The sequence below is a fragment of the Neorhodopirellula pilleata genome (assembly GCF_007859915.1).
GTDB lineage: Bacteria > Planctomycetota > Planctomycetia > Pirellulales > Pirellulaceae > Rhodopirellula > Rhodopirellula pilleata.
On the sequence record NZ_SJPM01000001.1, the window covers coordinates 521,048 to 539,332 of the forward strand.

At 56.8% G+C, this 18,285-nt stretch carries 14 protein-coding genes; 5 read left to right on the plus strand and 9 right to left on the minus strand.

Going from position 1 to position 18,285, the window contains the following annotated elements; all coding sequences use genetic code 11:
* Positions 1-13 precede the first annotated feature (13 nt).
* The 9 genes from Pla100_RS01615 to Pla100_RS01660 form a co-directional block, all read right to left on the minus strand.
* Positions 14-439 carry a hypothetical protein gene (locus Pla100_RS01615; protein WP_231602551.1) on the minus strand — a complete coding sequence of 142 codons (426 nt, stop codon included), beginning with the start codon at positions 437-439 and terminating at the stop codon, positions 14-16.
* The gene (locus Pla100_RS01620; protein ID WP_146575935.1) at positions 436-1,998 is read right to left on the minus strand and encodes a recombinase family protein; all 1,563 of its coding nucleotides are present in this window, start codon (positions 1,996-1,998) and stop codon (positions 436-438) included. Before Pla100_RS01620 ends, Pla100_RS01615 begins: the two co-directional genes overlap by 4 nt.
* Positions 1,995-2,486, minus strand: a complete 492-nt coding sequence (locus tag Pla100_RS01625; RefSeq protein ID WP_146458960.1) for a DUF2924 domain-containing protein — start codon at positions 2,484-2,486, stop codon at positions 1,995-1,997. The genes Pla100_RS01620 and Pla100_RS01625 overlap by 4 nt, the downstream gene beginning before the upstream one ends.
* Positions 2,483-2,701: a hypothetical protein gene (locus tag Pla100_RS01630; RefSeq protein WP_146575936.1), complete on the minus strand. Its 219-nt coding sequence runs from the start codon at positions 2,699-2,701 to the stop codon at positions 2,483-2,485. Before Pla100_RS01630 ends, Pla100_RS01625 begins: the two co-directional genes overlap by 4 nt.
* Positions 2,702-3,647: 946 nt before the next feature.
* A complete protein-coding gene (locus tag Pla100_RS01635; RefSeq protein ID WP_146575937.1) occupies positions 3,648-3,977 on the minus strand; it encodes a hypothetical protein in 330 nt (109 codons plus the stop codon).
* Positions 3,978-4,076: 99 nt separating this feature from the next.
* Entirely contained in the window at positions 4,077-4,256 is a 180-nt protein-coding gene (locus Pla100_RS01640) for a hypothetical protein (RefSeq protein WP_146575938.1), read from the minus strand.
* An 85-nt stretch (positions 4,257-4,341) separates the two neighbouring features.
* Positions 4,342-6,117, minus strand: coding sequence for a phosphatase PAP2 family protein (locus Pla100_RS01650; protein ID WP_146575939.1), 1,776 nt, complete (start codon positions 6,115-6,117; stop codon positions 4,342-4,344).
* Positions 6,118-6,311: 194 nt separating this feature from the next.
* Positions 6,312-11,339 carry a lamin tail domain-containing protein gene (locus Pla100_RS01655; RefSeq protein WP_146575940.1) on the minus strand — a complete coding sequence of 1,676 codons (5,028 nt, stop codon included), beginning with the start codon at positions 11,337-11,339 and terminating at the stop codon, positions 6,312-6,314.
* 204 nt (positions 11,340-11,543) lie between these two features.
* Positions 11,544-12,188, minus strand: a complete 645-nt coding sequence (locus Pla100_RS01660; protein ID WP_146575941.1) for a hypothetical protein — start codon at positions 12,186-12,188, stop codon at positions 11,544-11,546.
* Positions 12,189-12,483: 295 nt separating this feature from the next.
* On the opposite strand from Pla100_RS01660, the gene Pla100_RS01665 reads away from it, so the two are divergent.
* From Pla100_RS01665 to Pla100_RS01685, 5 genes are all read left to right on the plus strand, one after another.
* Positions 12,484-13,044 carry an EF-hand domain-containing protein gene (locus Pla100_RS01665; RefSeq protein ID WP_146575942.1) on the plus strand — a complete coding sequence of 187 codons (561 nt, stop codon included), beginning with the start codon at positions 12,484-12,486 and terminating at the stop codon, positions 13,042-13,044.
* Between the two features lie 177 nt (positions 13,045-13,221).
* Positions 13,222-13,428, plus strand: a complete 207-nt coding sequence (locus Pla100_RS01670) for a carbon storage regulator (RefSeq protein ID WP_146575943.1) — start codon at positions 13,222-13,224, stop codon at positions 13,426-13,428.
* A gap of 293 nt (positions 13,429-13,721) precedes the next feature.
* Positions 13,722-15,872, plus strand: coding sequence for a peroxidase family protein (locus Pla100_RS01675; RefSeq protein ID WP_231602728.1), 2,151 nt, complete (start codon positions 13,722-13,724; stop codon positions 15,870-15,872).
* A 104-nt stretch (positions 15,873-15,976) separates the two neighbouring features.
* A complete protein-coding gene (locus Pla100_RS31440) occupies positions 15,977-16,417 on the plus strand; it encodes a hypothetical protein (RefSeq protein ID WP_231602552.1) in 441 nt (146 codons plus the stop codon).
* A gap of 275 nt (positions 16,418-16,692) precedes the next feature.
* Positions 16,693-18,171, plus strand: coding sequence for a prenyltransferase/squalene oxidase repeat-containing protein (locus Pla100_RS01685; RefSeq protein WP_231602554.1), 1,479 nt, complete (start codon positions 16,693-16,695; stop codon positions 18,169-18,171).
* The last annotated feature ends 114 nt before the right edge of the window (positions 18,172-18,285 follow it).

Below are 18,285 nucleotides of genomic sequence, written 5' to 3' on the forward strand. Positions count from 1 at the left end.
CAGTTTCGCCCGATCAAGCTTCGTCGGCTCCAGTTTCCGATTGCAACCCTCTCCAAATCTCACGCTGGCGGTCCCAATCCATTTCAGCCGTCATCGGTCGCAGCATCTTCTCGTTGATCTTCGACCGTCCGACGAACTCGCGCGGCAGACAGAGCAACGCCTCTTGAATGTCGGGGGCAAGCAACGCCAGATTCATGATCTGCGTCACCCGCGGCGAACTGATCGAGTGCATGTCCGCCAGATGCATCGTGTCCTTCGCCTCACCGCTTCGCAGCATCTGGTCGAACTGAATCGAGATCGCCATCAAACGGGATACTCGCGGGATCTTGCCGCGACGTTTGACCGGGACATCGTCGCCAGTCTCTTCCTCGGTGGGTTCTTGCTTCTGCTTGGAGACCTTGTTGAGCTGCAAATTTACTTTCAGTTTGACATTAATCATGATGCCGCTTCCTCCACATTATTAGCGAGTGATTTGATGCCGGCGGGGTGCATCGAGATTGAAAGAGAACTGTCGGCGGCATCAAACTCGATTCGCGACACCAGCAACCCCAACACCTCCGCCTTTTCAAGCGTGTTCAGGGCGTTCCAAATGTTGTCGAAGTCCGAGAATGCGACCGCGACATCCGCTTCGCTAATGCGATCCGTTTGCAACCTCTCGATCTCCGCTTCAACGCGGGCCACCGATCGGCCGAGATCCGCCGTATGTTCGTGCAGTTCCGCGAGGCGGCGCGAAGTGGTCACCCCCGAACTACCAACGAGTTCGCGAATCTGTCTGTCGTTGGAGTCGAGTTGGTCCTGCAACTGAGACCGCTGCGTTTGCAATTCGCCAAGCTCGTCGCCGACTTGCTCCATCGCTTGCGTCAACACGTCCCGCCGCAACGCGTTGTCCGACGCGATCGCACGCACCTGGCCCACCACGACCGATTCAATTTCGCCGGCCGGCAAAGACGGCGACGGACAATGCTTCCGCCCCCGTTTGATCGCCGTCACGCAAGTGTAATAGCGGTAAATCTTCGACTTCCGCTTCGATACGTTATGGACCATCGAGCGGTTGCAAGCCGGACAGTACAACAAACCACGCAGCAACGCTTGGTACTTGTTGACCAAGTGCGCGCCTCCACCGCGACCGTGGCTGCGAAGCATTGCTCCAACATCATCGAACAATTTGTCGTCCACGATCGCTGAGTGTTCGCCATTGAACGTTTCCGTCTTGTGCTTGATCCTTCCGATGTAGATCTCGTTGGTCAACAAAGAATGCAGTGAAGCTTTGTCGAACGTCCGACCGCCACGAGGCTTGCCCAATTTCGTCTTCCAAGGCTTCGCCGTCCACCCGCGACGACCGAGTTCTTCGACCACCGGCGTCAACGCTTGCAGTTCCAAATACATCCCAAAGATACGCCGCACCCTGGCCGCCTCGTCCGCGTTGATCACCAACTTTGGACTCGGCCCCGACCGATCGACGTCGTACCCCAGCACCGGAATCCCGCCGGCCCATTTGCCGCGTCGCCGTTGAGCCGCGATCTTATCGCGAATCCGCTCGCCGATGATCTCGCGTTCAAACTGGGCGAACGAAAGCAGAATGTTCAGCGTCAGCCGACCCATCGAGTGAGTCGTGTTGAACGCCTGCGTCACCGAGACAAACGAAACGCCTTGATTATCAAACGCCTCCATGATCCGCGAGAAATCCAACAACGATCGACTCAACCTATCCACTTTGTAAACGACAACGCAGTCGACCTCGCCGTTGGAAATATCCGCCAACAAGCGGTTCATCGCTGGCCGCTCGAGGTTCCCGCCGGAGAACCCACCGTCGTCGTAGTGCTTCGAGATCGCGACCCAGCCTTCTTGTTGCTGGCTCGCGATGTAGTTCTCGCCGGCGTCGCGTTGAGCGTCGAGCGAATTGAACTCTTGATCGAGTCCTTCCTCCGTCGACTTCCGGGTGTAGATCGCACACCGGATTTTCGGCACCTCGGGCTTATCCGATTTTGGTTTTGTCATTTCTCACGCACCCCCAGCTTAAAGAACACGAATCCGTTGTAACTCGACCCGCTCAGTTCGCCGGCGATGTTGGACAACGACCGATACCGCCGTCCCTCGTACTCGAACCCATCCGTCAAAACCAAAACCCGAATCATCTTGCCCTTGTACAGACGCTCGACGTAGCTGCCGGGCGGCGGCAAGCGCGGATCCCAATCCACGTAACCGTCCAGCTCCGGCTTCTTCCGCCGAACGCGATCAATCACGTCTGCTCGAGGGGGCGTCGTCCGAACATCCGATGTCGCCGCGATCTCGCGAGCCCGTTGCTTCGCATGGTTGCTCAGTCCACCCTCATCACGACTCTGCAACCGCCAAGCGATCCGCCGCGTCAGATACTTGCGATGCCGACTGCGACACGCTTCTTCAAACAAGTCTTCGTACTTCGCGATCAATTGGTCGACCGTCATGTCGTCCAGCTTCGCGATTTCAATTTCAGTCGATGGTTTCATAGCGTCGCCTCCTTCGATCCAAGATCTTCTGTTTCCTCAATCACCGATTCATCGCAAGCCAACGTTGCATCGGTCTCGTCATTTGGTTTCGCCAGCACCGAATCGAACTCCGGTTCACGCACCGGTTGTCGATGTTCGTCGCGCGACACCGTCCGGCACCGCGCGACGCCTTTGGCAAAGATGGCAGCGATCGCGCTGCGTCGTTGTTCACACATGTTCTGAATTCCCTGTGGAAGAAGAAGTACCGGACGCGTCGTCTCGACCAACCGAGACCGCGTCGTCCACAGAGAGCCCTGGATCCGAACGACGATCAAGCCGTTCGGGTAAAGAGTCCGTCGGAGTTCCAGAAACAGACGCCAGCCACGAAGCCCGCCACCGCAAAACCCCACGAGCCAACAACCCAGCGACCAACCGCCGCCGCTCCGACGAAGAAAGATCCGCCGTCCCACCACCATTCAATGCCTTACCCACACGCAACCTTTTGAAAAATTCACGAAGCTACCGAGACAAACCAAATCGTCCCTCTCAGGTAACCTATGCCGTGTTTTCAAAACCCTGCACAAGCATCTTCAACAAAGCCACAGCATCCGTCCCGCTACCACCCCCAAGAGCGGCCCGGTCCATTATTCCGACGCCAGATCGCGGTTTGTAGTATTTAGTACGCAGTTCACAATCGGGGTTTTCTCACCCTCGCAGAGAATCAAGAAATGCCTTGACGCGAGTCGCTCGCCCACAACTTCTCTGGGACATAAAACGGTTCTCAGACCCGGAAGTAAAGAAAAGGTCGGCATGATGTTCATGCCGGCCTTTTTTCGTTTTTGCCCAGTAAATCGCGGTGTTTCGTGGTGTGGCAACCGCCGGCCGCGTTCTTCGTTTCTCTGGCCGGGCAGATAACCCGGCGTTGGCTGGGTTATGGGATCGGGGTGATTTGGCCCGATTTCTTGACTTCTTCGTTTCTCTACCACACCGGGTTAACGAACGTCCGACTCCCTGGGGTCGAACCGGATATGGAAAGGATTCACGCGGCAAAACGCTGGTTTTTCGAGCGATTCTCACGTGAGGGGGTGGCCGTTGGCTCGTTATGCGGCGGAGAAACAGAGAAATGCTGGGTAATGGGAATTTTCGAGATAGAGAGTACCTGCTGACTCGCTTCCGCATCGCTCAACGTTCGCGGCCGGCTGCTCGGAAATTGTTTGCTCCTTCGGCGGCCGCGTTACCTCCGCGTGGTCCACGTGGTGGACGTCCGGCTGCGTTGACGTCCCCGGCTTGGTTGTTTTGTCCGATGGCATTCTGTCCAAATGCGTTATGCCCCAAACCATTCTGTGCGTTCGCGGCATCGCCCGCTTGTCCCTGGTTGCCGCCGTTTCGGTTCTGCATCATCTGACGAAGAGCCGTGAGACCATTTTGCAGTTCAGCTTGCTCCAATCCGCCGCTGCCGTCTGCATCGAAATTGGCAATCATCATTTGAGCGAGTTGCTGGATGCTGGGCATGTTTTGATTCGCAGCATTTTGATTGGCAACGTCTTGGTTACCGAAATTTTGGTTGCCGAAATTCTGATTCGCGGCATTTTGGTTTGCGAATTTTTGGTTCTAAAGATTTGCATTGTTTTGGTTCATGCCGGGAGGCGGGCCGTCCTGTCTGCCGCCTCCACCACCGCCGGGACCACCACCCAGGCCACCTCGGCCACCGCCGCCGGGGCGTTGAGCCTCGACGGTCGGTGTGAATGTAAGCAGAGCGATGATCGTGCAGATTTGAAGAGTGGATTTCATGGCTTGGGTTCCTTGAAAGAAGTTTCGATGTTAGCGGAAGGGCGCGCGCCCTCCGGTGACGCACCGGGCGGCTTGCGACGCACCGCTAGAAAAGGAATCGCTCATCGGCGAACGCTGAATCGACGGATGCAAACCGGTCGTTACTTCCGCGGCTGTTGTTATTGTTTCGCCCGCGGTCATCGTTTTGGTTTCGCTGACGATCATTTTCCGTTCGCGTCGTGTCATCCGTCGCGGCGACAGCGAAGTCCGAAGCGACACTGGCAGCAATCGCTGCACCAACTTCTTGCCCGACGGTGTCATCGAAGTCGAAGTGAATGCCGAGGTACACTCGACTGCGACCGTTCTCGGCCATCGCTTCACTGAAGGAATCGAACGAGCGTGTCGCGTCGTCGAGCTCGATTCCGTATGCCTCTTGCAGTTCCGGATTGTCGAGCAACCCTTTCAGTTCCTCCGAGGCCAATTCAAACGAGATGTCATCGGTTCCGTAGAACTCTTGCAGCGTTCCGAACAGGGCTCCGCCGAACGTCGCGTGACCGGAGATGTACGTCGGGAACTGCGGCGTGAAGCCCGTCAGGTCTTCGCCATTGGGTGCTCCCAGTGCGACCCAGTCGGCGTCGCCTTCGGTCGCGTCGTTGCCGTCGATGTCACCCGAATGAATCGCGGTGACCGGCCGCCAGAAGTCTTCGCCGAACTTGGTGTCCCAAGCAACAATGGCAGCGTCGGCCATTGCGACGGAGGCTTGTGCAAACAACGCCGCGTTCTCTTCCAACGAGTTGCCCTGCTGCTCGGCGATCTGTATCAGCACGTCGTTAAACAGTGCGATCGGTGTCCCCAGCCCTTCGCGGTCATACGCCCAGAACAGGCCCGCTTCGGTTTGATCAGCGGTACGAGTCTCGCTATCAACCGAGCCCAGTTCGAGCACCTCGTTGTACGACTCGGCGTATTGTTCGCTGGTCAATTCTGGTGTGGTCTCGGGCGAAAATTCATCGACGGAGTTGATCGCAAATAGGTCGACGTCACCCCACGCTGGCCCCCAAGCGGGAACGTCCGGGTTAAGTGGGTCGGGTTGGAAGGTTCCCAACTCGTCGCTGTATTCGTACTCGCCCATCACGTCGAAACCATCGTTGGCACGAATGGCAAGGATCGTGTTTCCAATATCACTTCCGAGCGTCATGCTGGCATCAGTGACTCGGTCGGACGCGGTGCCTGAAATGCTCTGGGCGCGAAACGCATCGAGCGTGGCTTGCTGTTCAGGGTAGAGACCACTCAGCACGGTGTAGGCGGCTTCGGACGCGGCGATCTCTGCGGACAACTCAACGTTGCCGCTCAGATCAATTGGATAATCGTAGAAAGTATTCGCGTCGGTTCCGTCGGTCGCGATGCCAACGGCGTCATAGATCGCAAGGTTCAGGATTGCCTGCGAACGCGACGCGTAACCAGGATTCTGTTGAAAGGATTCGGCGTCCGCCAAGACTTCGCCAAACAACTCGTTCCACGCCAGCACCACGTCGGAGCTTTCGGCAGAAACGTCATCATTGTCGATGGTCTCGTCGGTGTTTTGATCTTCCGTTTCGTCCGTTGGCTGATCGACCGGGTTGTCGATTCCCGGATCGCGATTACCCAGGTTCCCGCGATCGCGATTGAGTCGGTTGATGACCATCAACGCGTCGAGGGCCGTGATATGTCCGCCTTCGTTGACATCCTCGGGCATCGCCTCGTTGTGGAAGATGTTCGCCGCCAGCAATTGACGGGTTTCCAAGTTCTCGGCCTGCGGTCGCCGACGCAGGGACTTCCGTTTGTTGAATTCTTTCCGGCGTGATGAAGTTTGGCGTGCGATCCAGCGATTCCAAAAGCGGGCCATGGTTTCACCTGTGCGATGTTCGAGAAGAGAGGAGTGGTGGCTTACTCTTCAAGGACGATCAGCAGCCGCTATTGTCACGCAAGGGTATGGAAAACGTTGCTAGCGGAACGGCGCGAGCCGTCCGGTATCGCGGCACCAGACGGCTCACGCCGTACCGCTACGTTGCAATTCGATGCCGAGCTTGCGGACGACGCCTATCCAAACACTCGGTGGAAATCGCAAGCAAGCAGTTCGAGGTCGTTCTCCGAGACGATGGGTTCGCCTTCCTCGGCCAGTTCGGCGACCGCGATGGATCGCGATCGAAACGACATTGTCGGGACTGTTGTTGGGGTACCAACCAGCCGACTTCCGGCGACGCTCAGGTCCACAATGGGCTCATCGTTAACTTCCGTCGTCGTCGTTTGCAACGAACTTGTTACGGCAAGAGGCTGCGCCGTTGGCAAAGGGACCAACTCGCCCTCGCTCGGCACACTGTTTTGACGATTCAGTTCGTTGATCACCAACAAAGCATCCAGGGCCGTCGTTTGTCCGTCTTGATTGACGTCGTACATCGCCGCGGTTGGCAACATCTCTCCCTCGGCGACTTGTTCGCGATTGAGCTGATTGATCACAACCAATGCGTCCAAGGCCGTCGTGCGGCTATCGCCGTTCGTATCGGTCGGTTGCAGAAAATTGGTCGGAACCGATGGAGTGAACGCGTCCGTGCCCGCGGTCGATCGCACCGTGTAGATGCGATTCTCTGAATGAGGCTCGAACACGATCGCGTACATCTGGCCCGCCGTCACGGTCGCCGTCATCACGCCCTGTGAATAGCCTCCGACCTCGGCAACTTCTTGATTAAGCATACGGATCGTTTGCCCGACACTTGCGGTGCCGATAGGAACCACCGAGATGTCCGCATCTGCGACGGCCCGGAAAATGATCGCGGTGGGAATGCTATCGCCGGGGATGACATGGGGGCGAACGACGAAGTCGGGTGTATAGATTCGTGTTGGCGGATTCGACGTGTCAGCGTCCTGGGTGACGACCTCGACTGCAACATCAGCGAGGGTGGCGTAGGCGGGATCGCTGCTGGTGGCGGCGAACGAAACTACCGTAGTTTGGCTCCCGTCAATCAGTCCGTCGTTGGAACTGCTGAGGGTCACCGTCTGGGCTGAGTTCCAGTTTTCTGTAGTGAACGTCAGCTGCCCCGGCGAAACGCTCGCTTCAGCCGTATCGGCACTGGTAATCGTGATGGCCACATCGGCCGTCGGTTGGCTGGAAAGCGACAAGCTGATCGTATCGGACAGTCCAGATTCGCTGACCACCGTTGAATTGCCGGATTGCATCACGACGATCCCTGGCGTTACCGCCGCGCTAACCGTGATGGTCGCCGTGTCGACGCTGGTTGCTCCGGCGTTGTCAGAAACTTGTAAGCCAACAGTGAACGTGCCTGTCGTTGTAGCCGAGAAGCTTGTCGCCACACCGGTTGCGTCATCGAACTGCCCGTCGTTGTCCAGGTCCCAAGCGTAGGTCGCAATCGTGCCATCGGTGTCGATTGAAGCTGAACCGCTGAGCGAGACCGTCTCGCCGACGGTACCTGAATAAGGGCCGCCCGCGTCAGCCGTAGGAGCGACGTTCGCAATTGCGTTGACCGTGATCGTTGCGGTGTCGGTGCTGGTGGCTCCATCGTCGTCGGTGACTTGCAATCCGACGGTGAATGCGCCCGCGACTACTGCGCCAAACGTGGCGGTTTCTCCAGTGGCGTCATCGTATTGGCCGTCGTTATCGAGGTCCCAGGTGTAGGCGGTGATCGTGCCATCGGAGTCAGTTGACGTTCCGCCGCTGAGCGAGATCGTCTCGCCAACAGTGCCCGTGTAAGGACCACCGGCTTCCGCGATGGGTGCAACGTTTTCAATGACTTCGTTGGTGTTCGCAGCACCGGGAGTAGCCGCCGACAACACAGTCAACGTCGACGATCCGTTCGGGAAACGCCCATAGGAAACGTCCGTCGTTTGTTCGCCAAAGGTGACCGAGTCGACCAAAGTCGTACCATCGGTGTGATAGAGCAGCACGCTTTCGCCACCGGCGGACAACCTGAACGAGGCGTGGTTGTCACCTTGATCGGTATCGTCATCAGCCCAGATGAGCAGGTAACCGCCAGCGTCGATGGTCGATCCGGTTGGGAACTGCCACTGTGTCGGATCCTCGGCGTCATCGGTGAGGTAGAACCCGCTGAGATCAAGCGAGGTCACACCCGGATTGTACAACTCAATCCAGTCTTCAAACGCTCCGGCTTCATCGGGGTCTTCAATCGTCGCGTCATTATCGGCCATGATCTCGTTGATAAGGACCACGGACGATTCTTCAGTGACAGTAATCGTCGCCGCATCGGTGCTGTTAGCACCCTGGTCATCGGTGACTTGCAAACCGACCGTGAAAGTGCCTGGCGTCGTTGCATCGAGCGAGGCTGTTTCGCCGGTAGCATCATCGTACTGACCGTCGTTGTCCAAATCCCATGCGTAGGATGCGATCGTGCCGTCGCTATCGGTCGAAGTCGCGCCGCTCAGCGAGATCGTATCGCCGACCGCTCCCGAGTATGGTCCGCCGGCTTCCGCGACGGGAGCAACGTTTTCAACGAGGTCGTTGGTGTTCGCAGCACCAGGTGTTGCGGCCGACAACACGGTCAAGGTCGATGATCCGTCGGGGAATCGACCGTAAGATACATCTGTTGTTTGTTCGCCAAAAGTGACCGAATCAACCAAGGTCGTACCGTCGGTGTTATAGAGCAACACGCTTTCACCACCAGCGGACAATCGGAATGCGGCGTGATCGTCGCCTTGGTCGGTATCGCCATCAGCCCAGATGAGCAGGTAACCGCCAGCGTCGATGGTTGATCCACTCGGGAATCGCCACTGCGTCGGATCTTCGGCGTCATCGGAAAGGTAGAAACCGCTCAGATCAACCGAAGTCGTGCCTGGATTGTACAACTCGATCCAGTCTTCAAATGCCCCTGCTTCATCGGGATCTTCGATCGTGGCATCGTTGTCGGCCATGATCTCATTGATGTAGACCTCCACCGATTCGGGCTCCAGATCATACTGCGAAAGAGCAGACGCCAAGAAGGTCGACCGATCCTCGATGAAGCTGGTCAGTCCATAGATGGTCCTTCTGCCGTCACTAACGTCATTCGTCAGGTTTTGCTCGAACTGTGCCGCCGTGTATTGCTTGTTCGGGTCCGCAGTCACGTCGTCGCGAATCAAGTTGGCCAGTTCGTTGATTCGAGCGGTGGCTGACGTGACGTCAAATCCATCTTCCAACATCTGCGCCAAGTCGCGAAGATAGTCGGTGCTGTACTGATCGACCGCCCAGAGGCTTTCTGCCAGTGGGCGTGATTCGTCTTCGACCGGAGTTCCGGGCGGCCCCATGGCCGTTCCCGTCGGCAACCAAAACGGATCAATTTCGACAGGATCTTGTCCTCGATCGACAAACTGGGTGAACGTGCCGAACGATTCGTTGACGTCCCAAAAGATATGAGTGAACTGCCCCGTGTCGTCACGGTCATACACGTAGTAATTGTGGGCTGCGCCGATGTAAGAATCCAGGTTCACGAATAGGTTGTTCAGCGCCAGCGAGGTTAGCGTGCTGTCGACATCCAACAACGGTTCGATTGCATCCGCCAATTCACCCGATGGAGTGTTGTTGAGCACATCAATGAACTCGATCAACTGTGAGTAATCGTTCGCGGCTTCATTTGTTTTCAGGTCGTAGAAGTCTTCATAGTCGGCTTGATCCGTTCCGAGGTATGTCAAGTCCGAACCAAAGTCGGCTCGAGGATCCTCCAGCACGGCGTCGTCAGACGCGGTTCCCTTGTAAAGATTGCCGTCTTCTTCGTCGCCAAATCGGCTTTGCGTGAACGTCGAGTCGATTTGTTCGACCGCCGTGTACAGCCCATAAAATTCGCCGTTGATCGTGACGCGTGTGAAAACGGCACGACCAACGCCTTCAACAAAGTTTGATGCGTAATCGTAAAACAGCTTTTCCCGCAGCATCGTCGGGTCGTTGAAGTTGTTGTTCAGGTTCAGCTTCTTCAAGCCCAAGAACGTCAAATCTTCAAACTCGTTGAAATCAATCTTGATCGACTTCTTGACGCCGGTTCCGCTAAACGATGAATTTCCTTTGAAGCGAACGCCCACTCCGTCGATTGCAATCCCGTCAGCAACAAAATCAGCCACGAAATAGGGGTCGTCTACGTCCGTGTCGTGCGAGGTGAAAAGCGTGTTGTACCAATCGTCATCCTCAAACGTGATCGACACCTCGTGCACATAGGTGTCGTCAAAGAACGCGGCCGCTTCATCGTCGATCGTGACGGCATCCCACGGCGAACCGTCGTCCCCTACCGCCGAAATTTTGATCGTGCCCGTGTCCACGCTGGTCGCTCCGTCATCGTCGGTGACTTGCAAACCGACGACGAACGTTCCCACCGTTGTCGATGAGAAGCTGGCTGCTTCGCCAGTCGCATCATCATATTCACCATCGTGATCCAAGTCCCAAGCGTAGGTTGCGATGCTTCCGTCGTCGTCTTCAGAGCCCGAAGCACTCAGCGAGATGGTATCCGCCGTCGTGCCGAAGTAGGGACCGCCCGCATTGGCGGTCGGCGCTAGGTTCGCTTCGCCGACGACCGAGTTGGCTGCCCCAGGCGTCGGCGTCGTCAGTACGCTGAGCGTATCGCTGCCGTCGGGCGAACGACCGTAGGCGACATCGGTCACCTGTGCACCGAACTCGATCGAGTCGACCAAGGTCGTTCCGTCGGCGTCGAAAAGAGCAACCGTCTCGCCGCCCGATGACAACTTGAACGACGCATGGTTATCACCTTGATCGAGATCGTCATCGGCCCAAATCAAGAAGTAGTCCCCTGCGGCGATGGTCGAACCGGCAGGAAATTGCCACTGCGTCGGCGCATCCACATCGTCGGTCAGGTACATACCCCCAAGATCAACCGCCTCGGTGCCAGCGTTGTAGATCTCGATCCAATCGTCAAACTCACCGGCTTCATCGGAGACTACAGAGTCGTTGTCGGCCATGATCTCGTTGAGGCAGATGTCCGCCGCAAGCAATTGGCGAGTTTCCAATGCCTCCGCCCGCAGGGGACGTGACCGCCGCCGACGGCGTGGTGTATTTCGTTCGTTTGTGCGTTGAAGGCGTCTGATGGTGCGGCTGAGAAAATCTTGGCGTTGTGACATGGTGGCAATGGTCTCAATTCAATGGTCGAAAAGCCCACTTCATCCCTTCGTGGGATATACCGAGACGTGGGACCGAGGATTTGTCGGCAGAGGTCAATGCGCCATTGAGTCGAGCGTAGTGCCAACAAAATTTTCAAATTGCCAACGCCTTCGGAGTTCTGTTGAACGGACCGAAGCGATCGGTAACTCACTTGCGGCTTTCCACTACACCAGTACGTCGAGAAAAGATCCTGCGGAGCCGATTTCACTGGCAAGGGCCTGCTCGAACGCGCTGAAGTCGACTCCGTTTTCTTCAAACAGATTGGTCAGCACCGTGCGAAGCTCATCTTGGGAGACATTACTTCCTGATTCCGTCGTCAGTTCCCCAATCGTGTCGATGATCTGGCTGATCAATTCATCGGTCGACGATTCGTCGACACCCGCAGAAACCAGGGCGGATTCCACCGCACTGGTTTCGCTTTCCTCTTTCTTCGGTGGTGGCGGAGGTCCGTTGGGGCGACCTGCGCCTGAGGGCCCCCCGGAACGCGATGCGCCCCCTGAACGCGATGGACCTCTCGCCGCAATCGCTTCCTCGACTTTCGCTGAGTCGATGCCATTGGCCTCCAATACATCGCTCACCGCAGACTGAACTGCCTCGCGGCTTGGCCGACCCGACGATGACTGCGATTGCATAGCCGAGAGCGATTCGCCAACTTGCTCAAGTACATTCGCGGACGTGGAATCATCCACACCGATCGTTTTCAGGGCCGACGCAAGCTGGTCCTCGACCCTGGGAGGCGGTCCTGGGGCACGCGAACTATTGGATGATGCTTGACTCGCGAAAGACGCTGTAGAGCTGGAGATATTCATGCTACCCCTTTGATTAAGTTTTGTTCGCTAGATGGGCTGAGTGTTTCGTCACCATTTAACTTCCACTCCAACCCATGACACGTTCCTATTCGGATACCATCGGCTGAACTCTTGCACGCAAAACGAGCGAAAACTGCGAATTTCCGGTTGTTTTTGAGCATTTCAACTATTTGCAAAAAACTTGTACAAAGCGTGGCCCTCCACATCCGCCGATGGCGCATTACCCCAGAGGGAAGGTGTCTATCGAACATCTTTCGCTCTTCGCTACTCGTCAATCTCATTGAGGAATCAAACCATGAATCGTGGCTTTCCAATCACCGTCATCGTCGGCATCGTGCTTAGTCCGAGCTTGCTACTGGCTCAGCCACCGGGACGCGGTGGTCCTCCTGGAATGGGTCAAGGCGGAGGCCCGCCCATGGAGATGATCATGCAGTTGTTCACGCAGGCGGATGCCAATCAAGACGGCAGCGTTACCAAGGCGGAGCTGACAGCGGTTCTGCAAAACCAAAGCCGCGGCAATCAATTCGGCCGAGGTGGTCCGCCTCCGCAAGGTGGTAACGCCGGTCAAGCCAACCAGCAAGCTCAGAACCAACCGCCGCAAGACGGAGGCCATCGCGGACCGCCTCCAACGCCCGGTCAAGTCTTGCCCGAACCGATTGCGCAGTCACTGAATCTGAATGAAAAGCAAACGCGCATGCTCGCCGCATTGCAAGCCGATGTCGACAAGCGACTCGCGGCGATCTTGACGGACGACCAGCAGGCTCAACTTCAAAATGCCGGCCCACCACACGGTCGCGATCATGCCGAGGGTGATGCTGGAAACCAACGACCGGATCGACCTCAACGTCCTCAGTGATTGCCTACCGAATTCGCCGCAACGCTCGCTGAAAGTTTCAGCCGCAGCTGTTCGCCAATTCGCGATGGAGAATGACAAACTTCTTCGTGACACAAGCGGTGGGTAAGCGTCCTGAGTTGGTATCCGCAGGAGTCTTGTCTGCGAACTGTTCCATCAGCCTCGTTCAAGGAAGAGACCATGTTAGTGCTGTCACGAAAAGTCGGCGAGCGAATCACGATCGGCGACGACGTTCAAATTGTGATCACGCGAGTCGCCGGCGGACGGGTGACGATTGGCATCGACGCACCCAAGCAAGTCGCTGTTCGACGCAATGAACTTGCGCCACTAGTACTCGAAACATCACCGGCAAAGTTGATGTCTGGCTTGGAAGCTCAAATCGCTTAACGGCAGAACAGCAACAACAGATGCAACGCGGACCGGGTGGACGTTCTCCGATGGGGCGCTGATTCTGATCGTTTCACCGCGTGCTCAACGGGCCGCGATTCGCCTGATATCGCGCGGCGTTGCCCACGCGGTTAAACGAGTGGCGGAAAATAATCTGTCGCTGGCGTGACATTGCTGCGCGGAAAATGCCCTATGGAAGATGAGGCGATGCTTGGCCGACTCCACTCTTCTCTTCTTTTCGTGCGAGGGTATCCGCGATGACACTACAACACCTTCTTCAAATCCTCTCATTTATGCGCGTGCGCAACGCCCCGCGATCACACAGAAAAACGCAACAAAAAAAGCGACGTCTTCGCGCCGAAACGCTCGAGACACGACGCTTGCTGGCGGCCGACTTTGATGGTTTTCGTCACAACGTCTTCGATGCCGAAGACGTTAACGATGACGGTCAGGTCACGGCCGTCGATGCGCTCATGATCATCAACGCGATGAGCCGTCAGGGCAACGGCGATTCGGAAATGTTCACCGATGTGAACAACGATGGCAGGCGAACAGCCCTCGACGCTTTGCGAGTCATCAATCGGCTCAATCAAGGCCGATCGTCCGACGACTTTTCGCGCAACGACCGCAACAACAACGACGTCGTCCCATCACTGCCCGACGAAGTCCGCTCGATCGACGGCACCGGAAACAATGTGGAAAACCCCAATCTCGGCAGCACCCGCGAGCAACTGATTCGCATCGCCGACGCCGACTATGCCGATGGTATTTCGGAACCCGCCGGAACCGATCGTCCGAGCGCTCGCGAGATCAGCAACGAGTTGTCAGAGTTCGACGGCGAAACGTTCAGCGACCGAAACCTGTCCGCGTTCATCTACGTGTGGGGACAGTTCATCGACCATGACTTTGGTTTGACCGAAGAAGCCGATGTTGGTGAATCGTTCGACATCGAAGTGCCCACGGGCGATCCGTTGTTCGATCCGACCGGCAGCGGTGAAGCGACGATTCCGTTGACACGATCGGAGTTTGATGAGACCACCGGAACATCAACCGACAATCCTCGTGAACAAATTAATCGGCTAACCGCTTTCATTGACGGCTCGCAAGTCTACGGCAGCGATCAAGCGACGGCCGATGGCTTGCGAACCTTCGAGGGAGGGCGATTGGTCATCACGGACGATGGTCTGCTGCCGCTCGGTGACGACGGCCGGGTGCTCGCCGGCGACGTGCGGGCCAGTGAAAACGTTGCGTTGACCTCGGTGCAGACTTTGTTCGTTCGCGAACACAATCGCTTGGCTGATGAGATCGAGGCGGCCGACCCGACTTTGTCCGATGAAGCGATCTACCAACAAGCTCGTGCGATCGTGATCGGTGAAATTCAAGCGATCACGTACAACGAATTCTTGCCGGCACTGCTGGGCAACCGAGCGATCTCGCGATACGACGGCTACGATGCCAGCGTTAATCCGCAACTGGCGACCGAGTTCTCGACCGCTGCGTTTCGGTTCGGACACAGCACGCTGAACGACGACGTCGGGTTCTTCGACAACGAAGGTCGCGACTTGTTTGACGAGATCGAATTGAAGGATGCGTTCTTCGCGTCGTCGTTGCTCGATGAAACCGGCATCGACTCGGTGTTGAAGTACGAAGCTTCGGCGCAAGCTCAAGAGATTGATTTGGAAGTCGTCGACAGCTTGCGTAACTTCTTGTTCGGGCCTCCCGGAGCGGGCGGACTTGATCTTGTTGCGTTAAACATTCAGCGGGGACGCGACCACGGATTGAATGATTACAACTCGACGCGGAAAGCCTACGGTTTGGACGCAGTTGATTCGTTCGCCGACATCACAAGCGACACTGAACTGCAGGGCAAACTCGAGACGCTCTACGGCGACGTTAACAACATCGACTTGTGGGTCGGTTTGATGGCCGAAGACCATGTGCGTGGAGCCTCGGTTGGCGAGCTGACGCAAACGATCATCGCGGACCAGTTCGAGCGGATTCGTGACGGTGATCGTTTTTATTACGAAAACGTCTTCGAGGGTCGAGAACTGCGGGCGATTGACAACACGACGTTGGCCGATGTGATCGAGCGGAATACGAACGTCAAAGGTTTGCAGGACAACGTGTTTTTCATGCAAGCGGAGGTTCGCGGCACGGTGACGGCTGTGGCCGTCGAGCCAGCGTCCAGTCGATCGGGTCGCGGTGGCTCGCGTGATTTGGGTCACTCGCAAGGCGTTGATGGCATCACCGTCGAACTGCTCGACGGCGATGGTGAAGTGGTCGACACCACGATCACGGACGGACGCGGCAACTATCGTTTCCGATCGTTCGCCGAAACCGGTGACTATCAAATCCGCTTGGCCGATTCCGGCGAAACCCTCGACGTGTTGGTCTCCACCGGCGACGCTCGTTTACGAGGATTTGATTTTGAGATTGTCGTTTGATTGAGATTTTTAGTGACGGATTTGCATTGACGTTCCCTACTTGATCAGTGAGCCATGTGAAGCGGCTCGGATCTCCCTTAGTTCAACACACTTGGAGGTGTATCGTGGTTCGCAAACGAAATGTCCTGTTCCTACTCGCCGGCGTAGCATCCGCGGTGATGTTCTCGTCCGGCGAGGTTGACGCCCAGTGCTCTGGTGGTGGTGGCCGGGGTGCGATGCCGACAGGCAGCCCCACTTCGCTCGCCACCAGTTCGCTCTACTCACAAAACCCGCTGGCCTCCAGCGGCTATTCTCAGGGCAACTTGATGGCGATGCAGTATCAGCAGCGAGTGTTGGCAACGCAACGCCAAGTCGCCAGCGTGATGTACCTGAACGCTCAGCGGCAGCGTTTAGCAGCGATGCAGCGTGAAGCACAGGCCCTTCCCTATCGGCTCGCTCGTGCCGAAGCGAATCGGGCCAAACGTGCCGAACGCATTGCTGAACGACTGCGTGAACAAGGTCGATCGTCCGAGGCGTACACATTGGCCTCTGTCAACGTTGACTAAAGCCTGTCACCTCTGCTCGTTTAACCGCGTGGGCAACGCCCCGCGGTTGTCCGAGATCGCGCGGCCACCGCTTTTCCAATTCACTGGGCACGCGTTTCAACGTCTCAACCGCCGCATCAACTGAGTTGCCCACGATGCAAGCCTCTTCTCACTCCGCGACGATCGTCCCTCCTCCGCCGCCGACCCGGCGCTTAAGTGTTTCGCCAGTCGCACTTCAACAAACGTCAGCAAACACAACGCGGCTTCGCTGGCGAAGCGAAGGAACAAAGCCGGCAGTGCTGTTGAAGCCCGGTCCGTCACCCAAACAACAAACGGTCGCACTCAAGTTTTATCATCCCAAGGCGATCAAGCAACGCATCGAAGACGCTCCGGCTTGGCTCGTTAGCATGGTCGTTCATTTGGTGTTGTTGCTCGTGCTCGCGTTGATCTCGACGTCCTCGGGAGCTGTCGGCCGTATTGTTTTAACGATGACTCACGGCAAAGACGAAATCACGACCGAGTTGGCTGAGTTTTCAATCGAACCAATCGAGTTAAGCGATCTGCCAGACACATTCGACTTTGATTCCGAAACGGAGGTCGATCTCGAGCCGATCGAATTTGACACCAAGATCAAATTGGCGTCGTTGGCTCCCAAATTGGAATCCCTCGAACCATCGGTTGAACTCCCGATGACGAAGCTTTCTGCGTCGGCGACAAACATGTTCGCCGGACGCACCGGCGCGATGAAGCAAAAGTTACTCAGAGAAGCCGGAGGAACCGCCGCAACCGAGGACGCTGTCTCATTGGGACTCGAATGGCTCAAACAGAATCAATTGAAGGATGGCACTTGGTCCCTACGAGGTCCTTACGATTCAGGTGCTCGCTCCGAGAACCAAGTTTCGGCGACCGCGATGGCGATGTTGGCGTTCATGGGTGCCGGCAGCACCCACCGAGGCGGTCAATACCAGAAAGAGCTTTGGCGAGCCGTCAAATGGCTGGTCAAGCAACAAGATCGCCAAGGATTCATGGCCGTCCGTTCCGCTGACCACGAAAAGATGTACGCACAGGCTCAAGCGATGATCGCACTTTGTGAACTGTACGCGATGACGGGCGATTCATGGATTCGGCCCTACGCACAAGCGTCATGCGACTTCGCCTGCCGCTCGCAGTCGCCACAAGGTGGTTGGCGCTACCAACCTCGTTATGACAGCGATACGTCCGTCACGGGCTGGTTCGTGATGGGGCTCAAGAGTGGCGAAGCGGCGGGCTTGAATGTCGACAGCTACGTCTGGCCAAGGGTCGAACGCTATCTCGACTCAGTCAGCACGAGGCCAGAGAACGATTACTACGCGGCGGTTGGTTATTCCTACAAAGTTGGCGACATCGCAACACCGTCGATGACCGCCGAAGGCTTGCTGTGCCGGCAATACATGGGGTTGCCTCGCAACATGCCGGGAATGGCCCAAGGTTTGGGCGCTCTGGTGCAAAATCATCCGATCAACGTCCGCCAGTCAGACGTCTATTACTGGTATTACGCCACCCAGTCGCTACATCACTATGGCGGTCCGCTATGGACACAGTGGAACGACAAAATGAAGGTGGCGCTGCCCGCCGAGCAAGAACTCAACGGTCGCGAGCGAGGTAGCTGGTCGCCGCAAAACGACGCATGGGGACGGCACGCTGGCCGCCTCTACACAACATGCTTTTCTTTGTACTGCCTGGAGGTGTATTACCGCCACATGCCGTTGTACGCGAGTGATTTGGACGCCGAGTAGCGGAACACGCCCAGATTCCTTGCGTGAAAATCGACGGATTTCGTTGACCACCGCTGCAAAATCCTGCTTCGCAATGTTGATTTCCCAAAACAGCCCATTTTGTCGTGGCCCGCA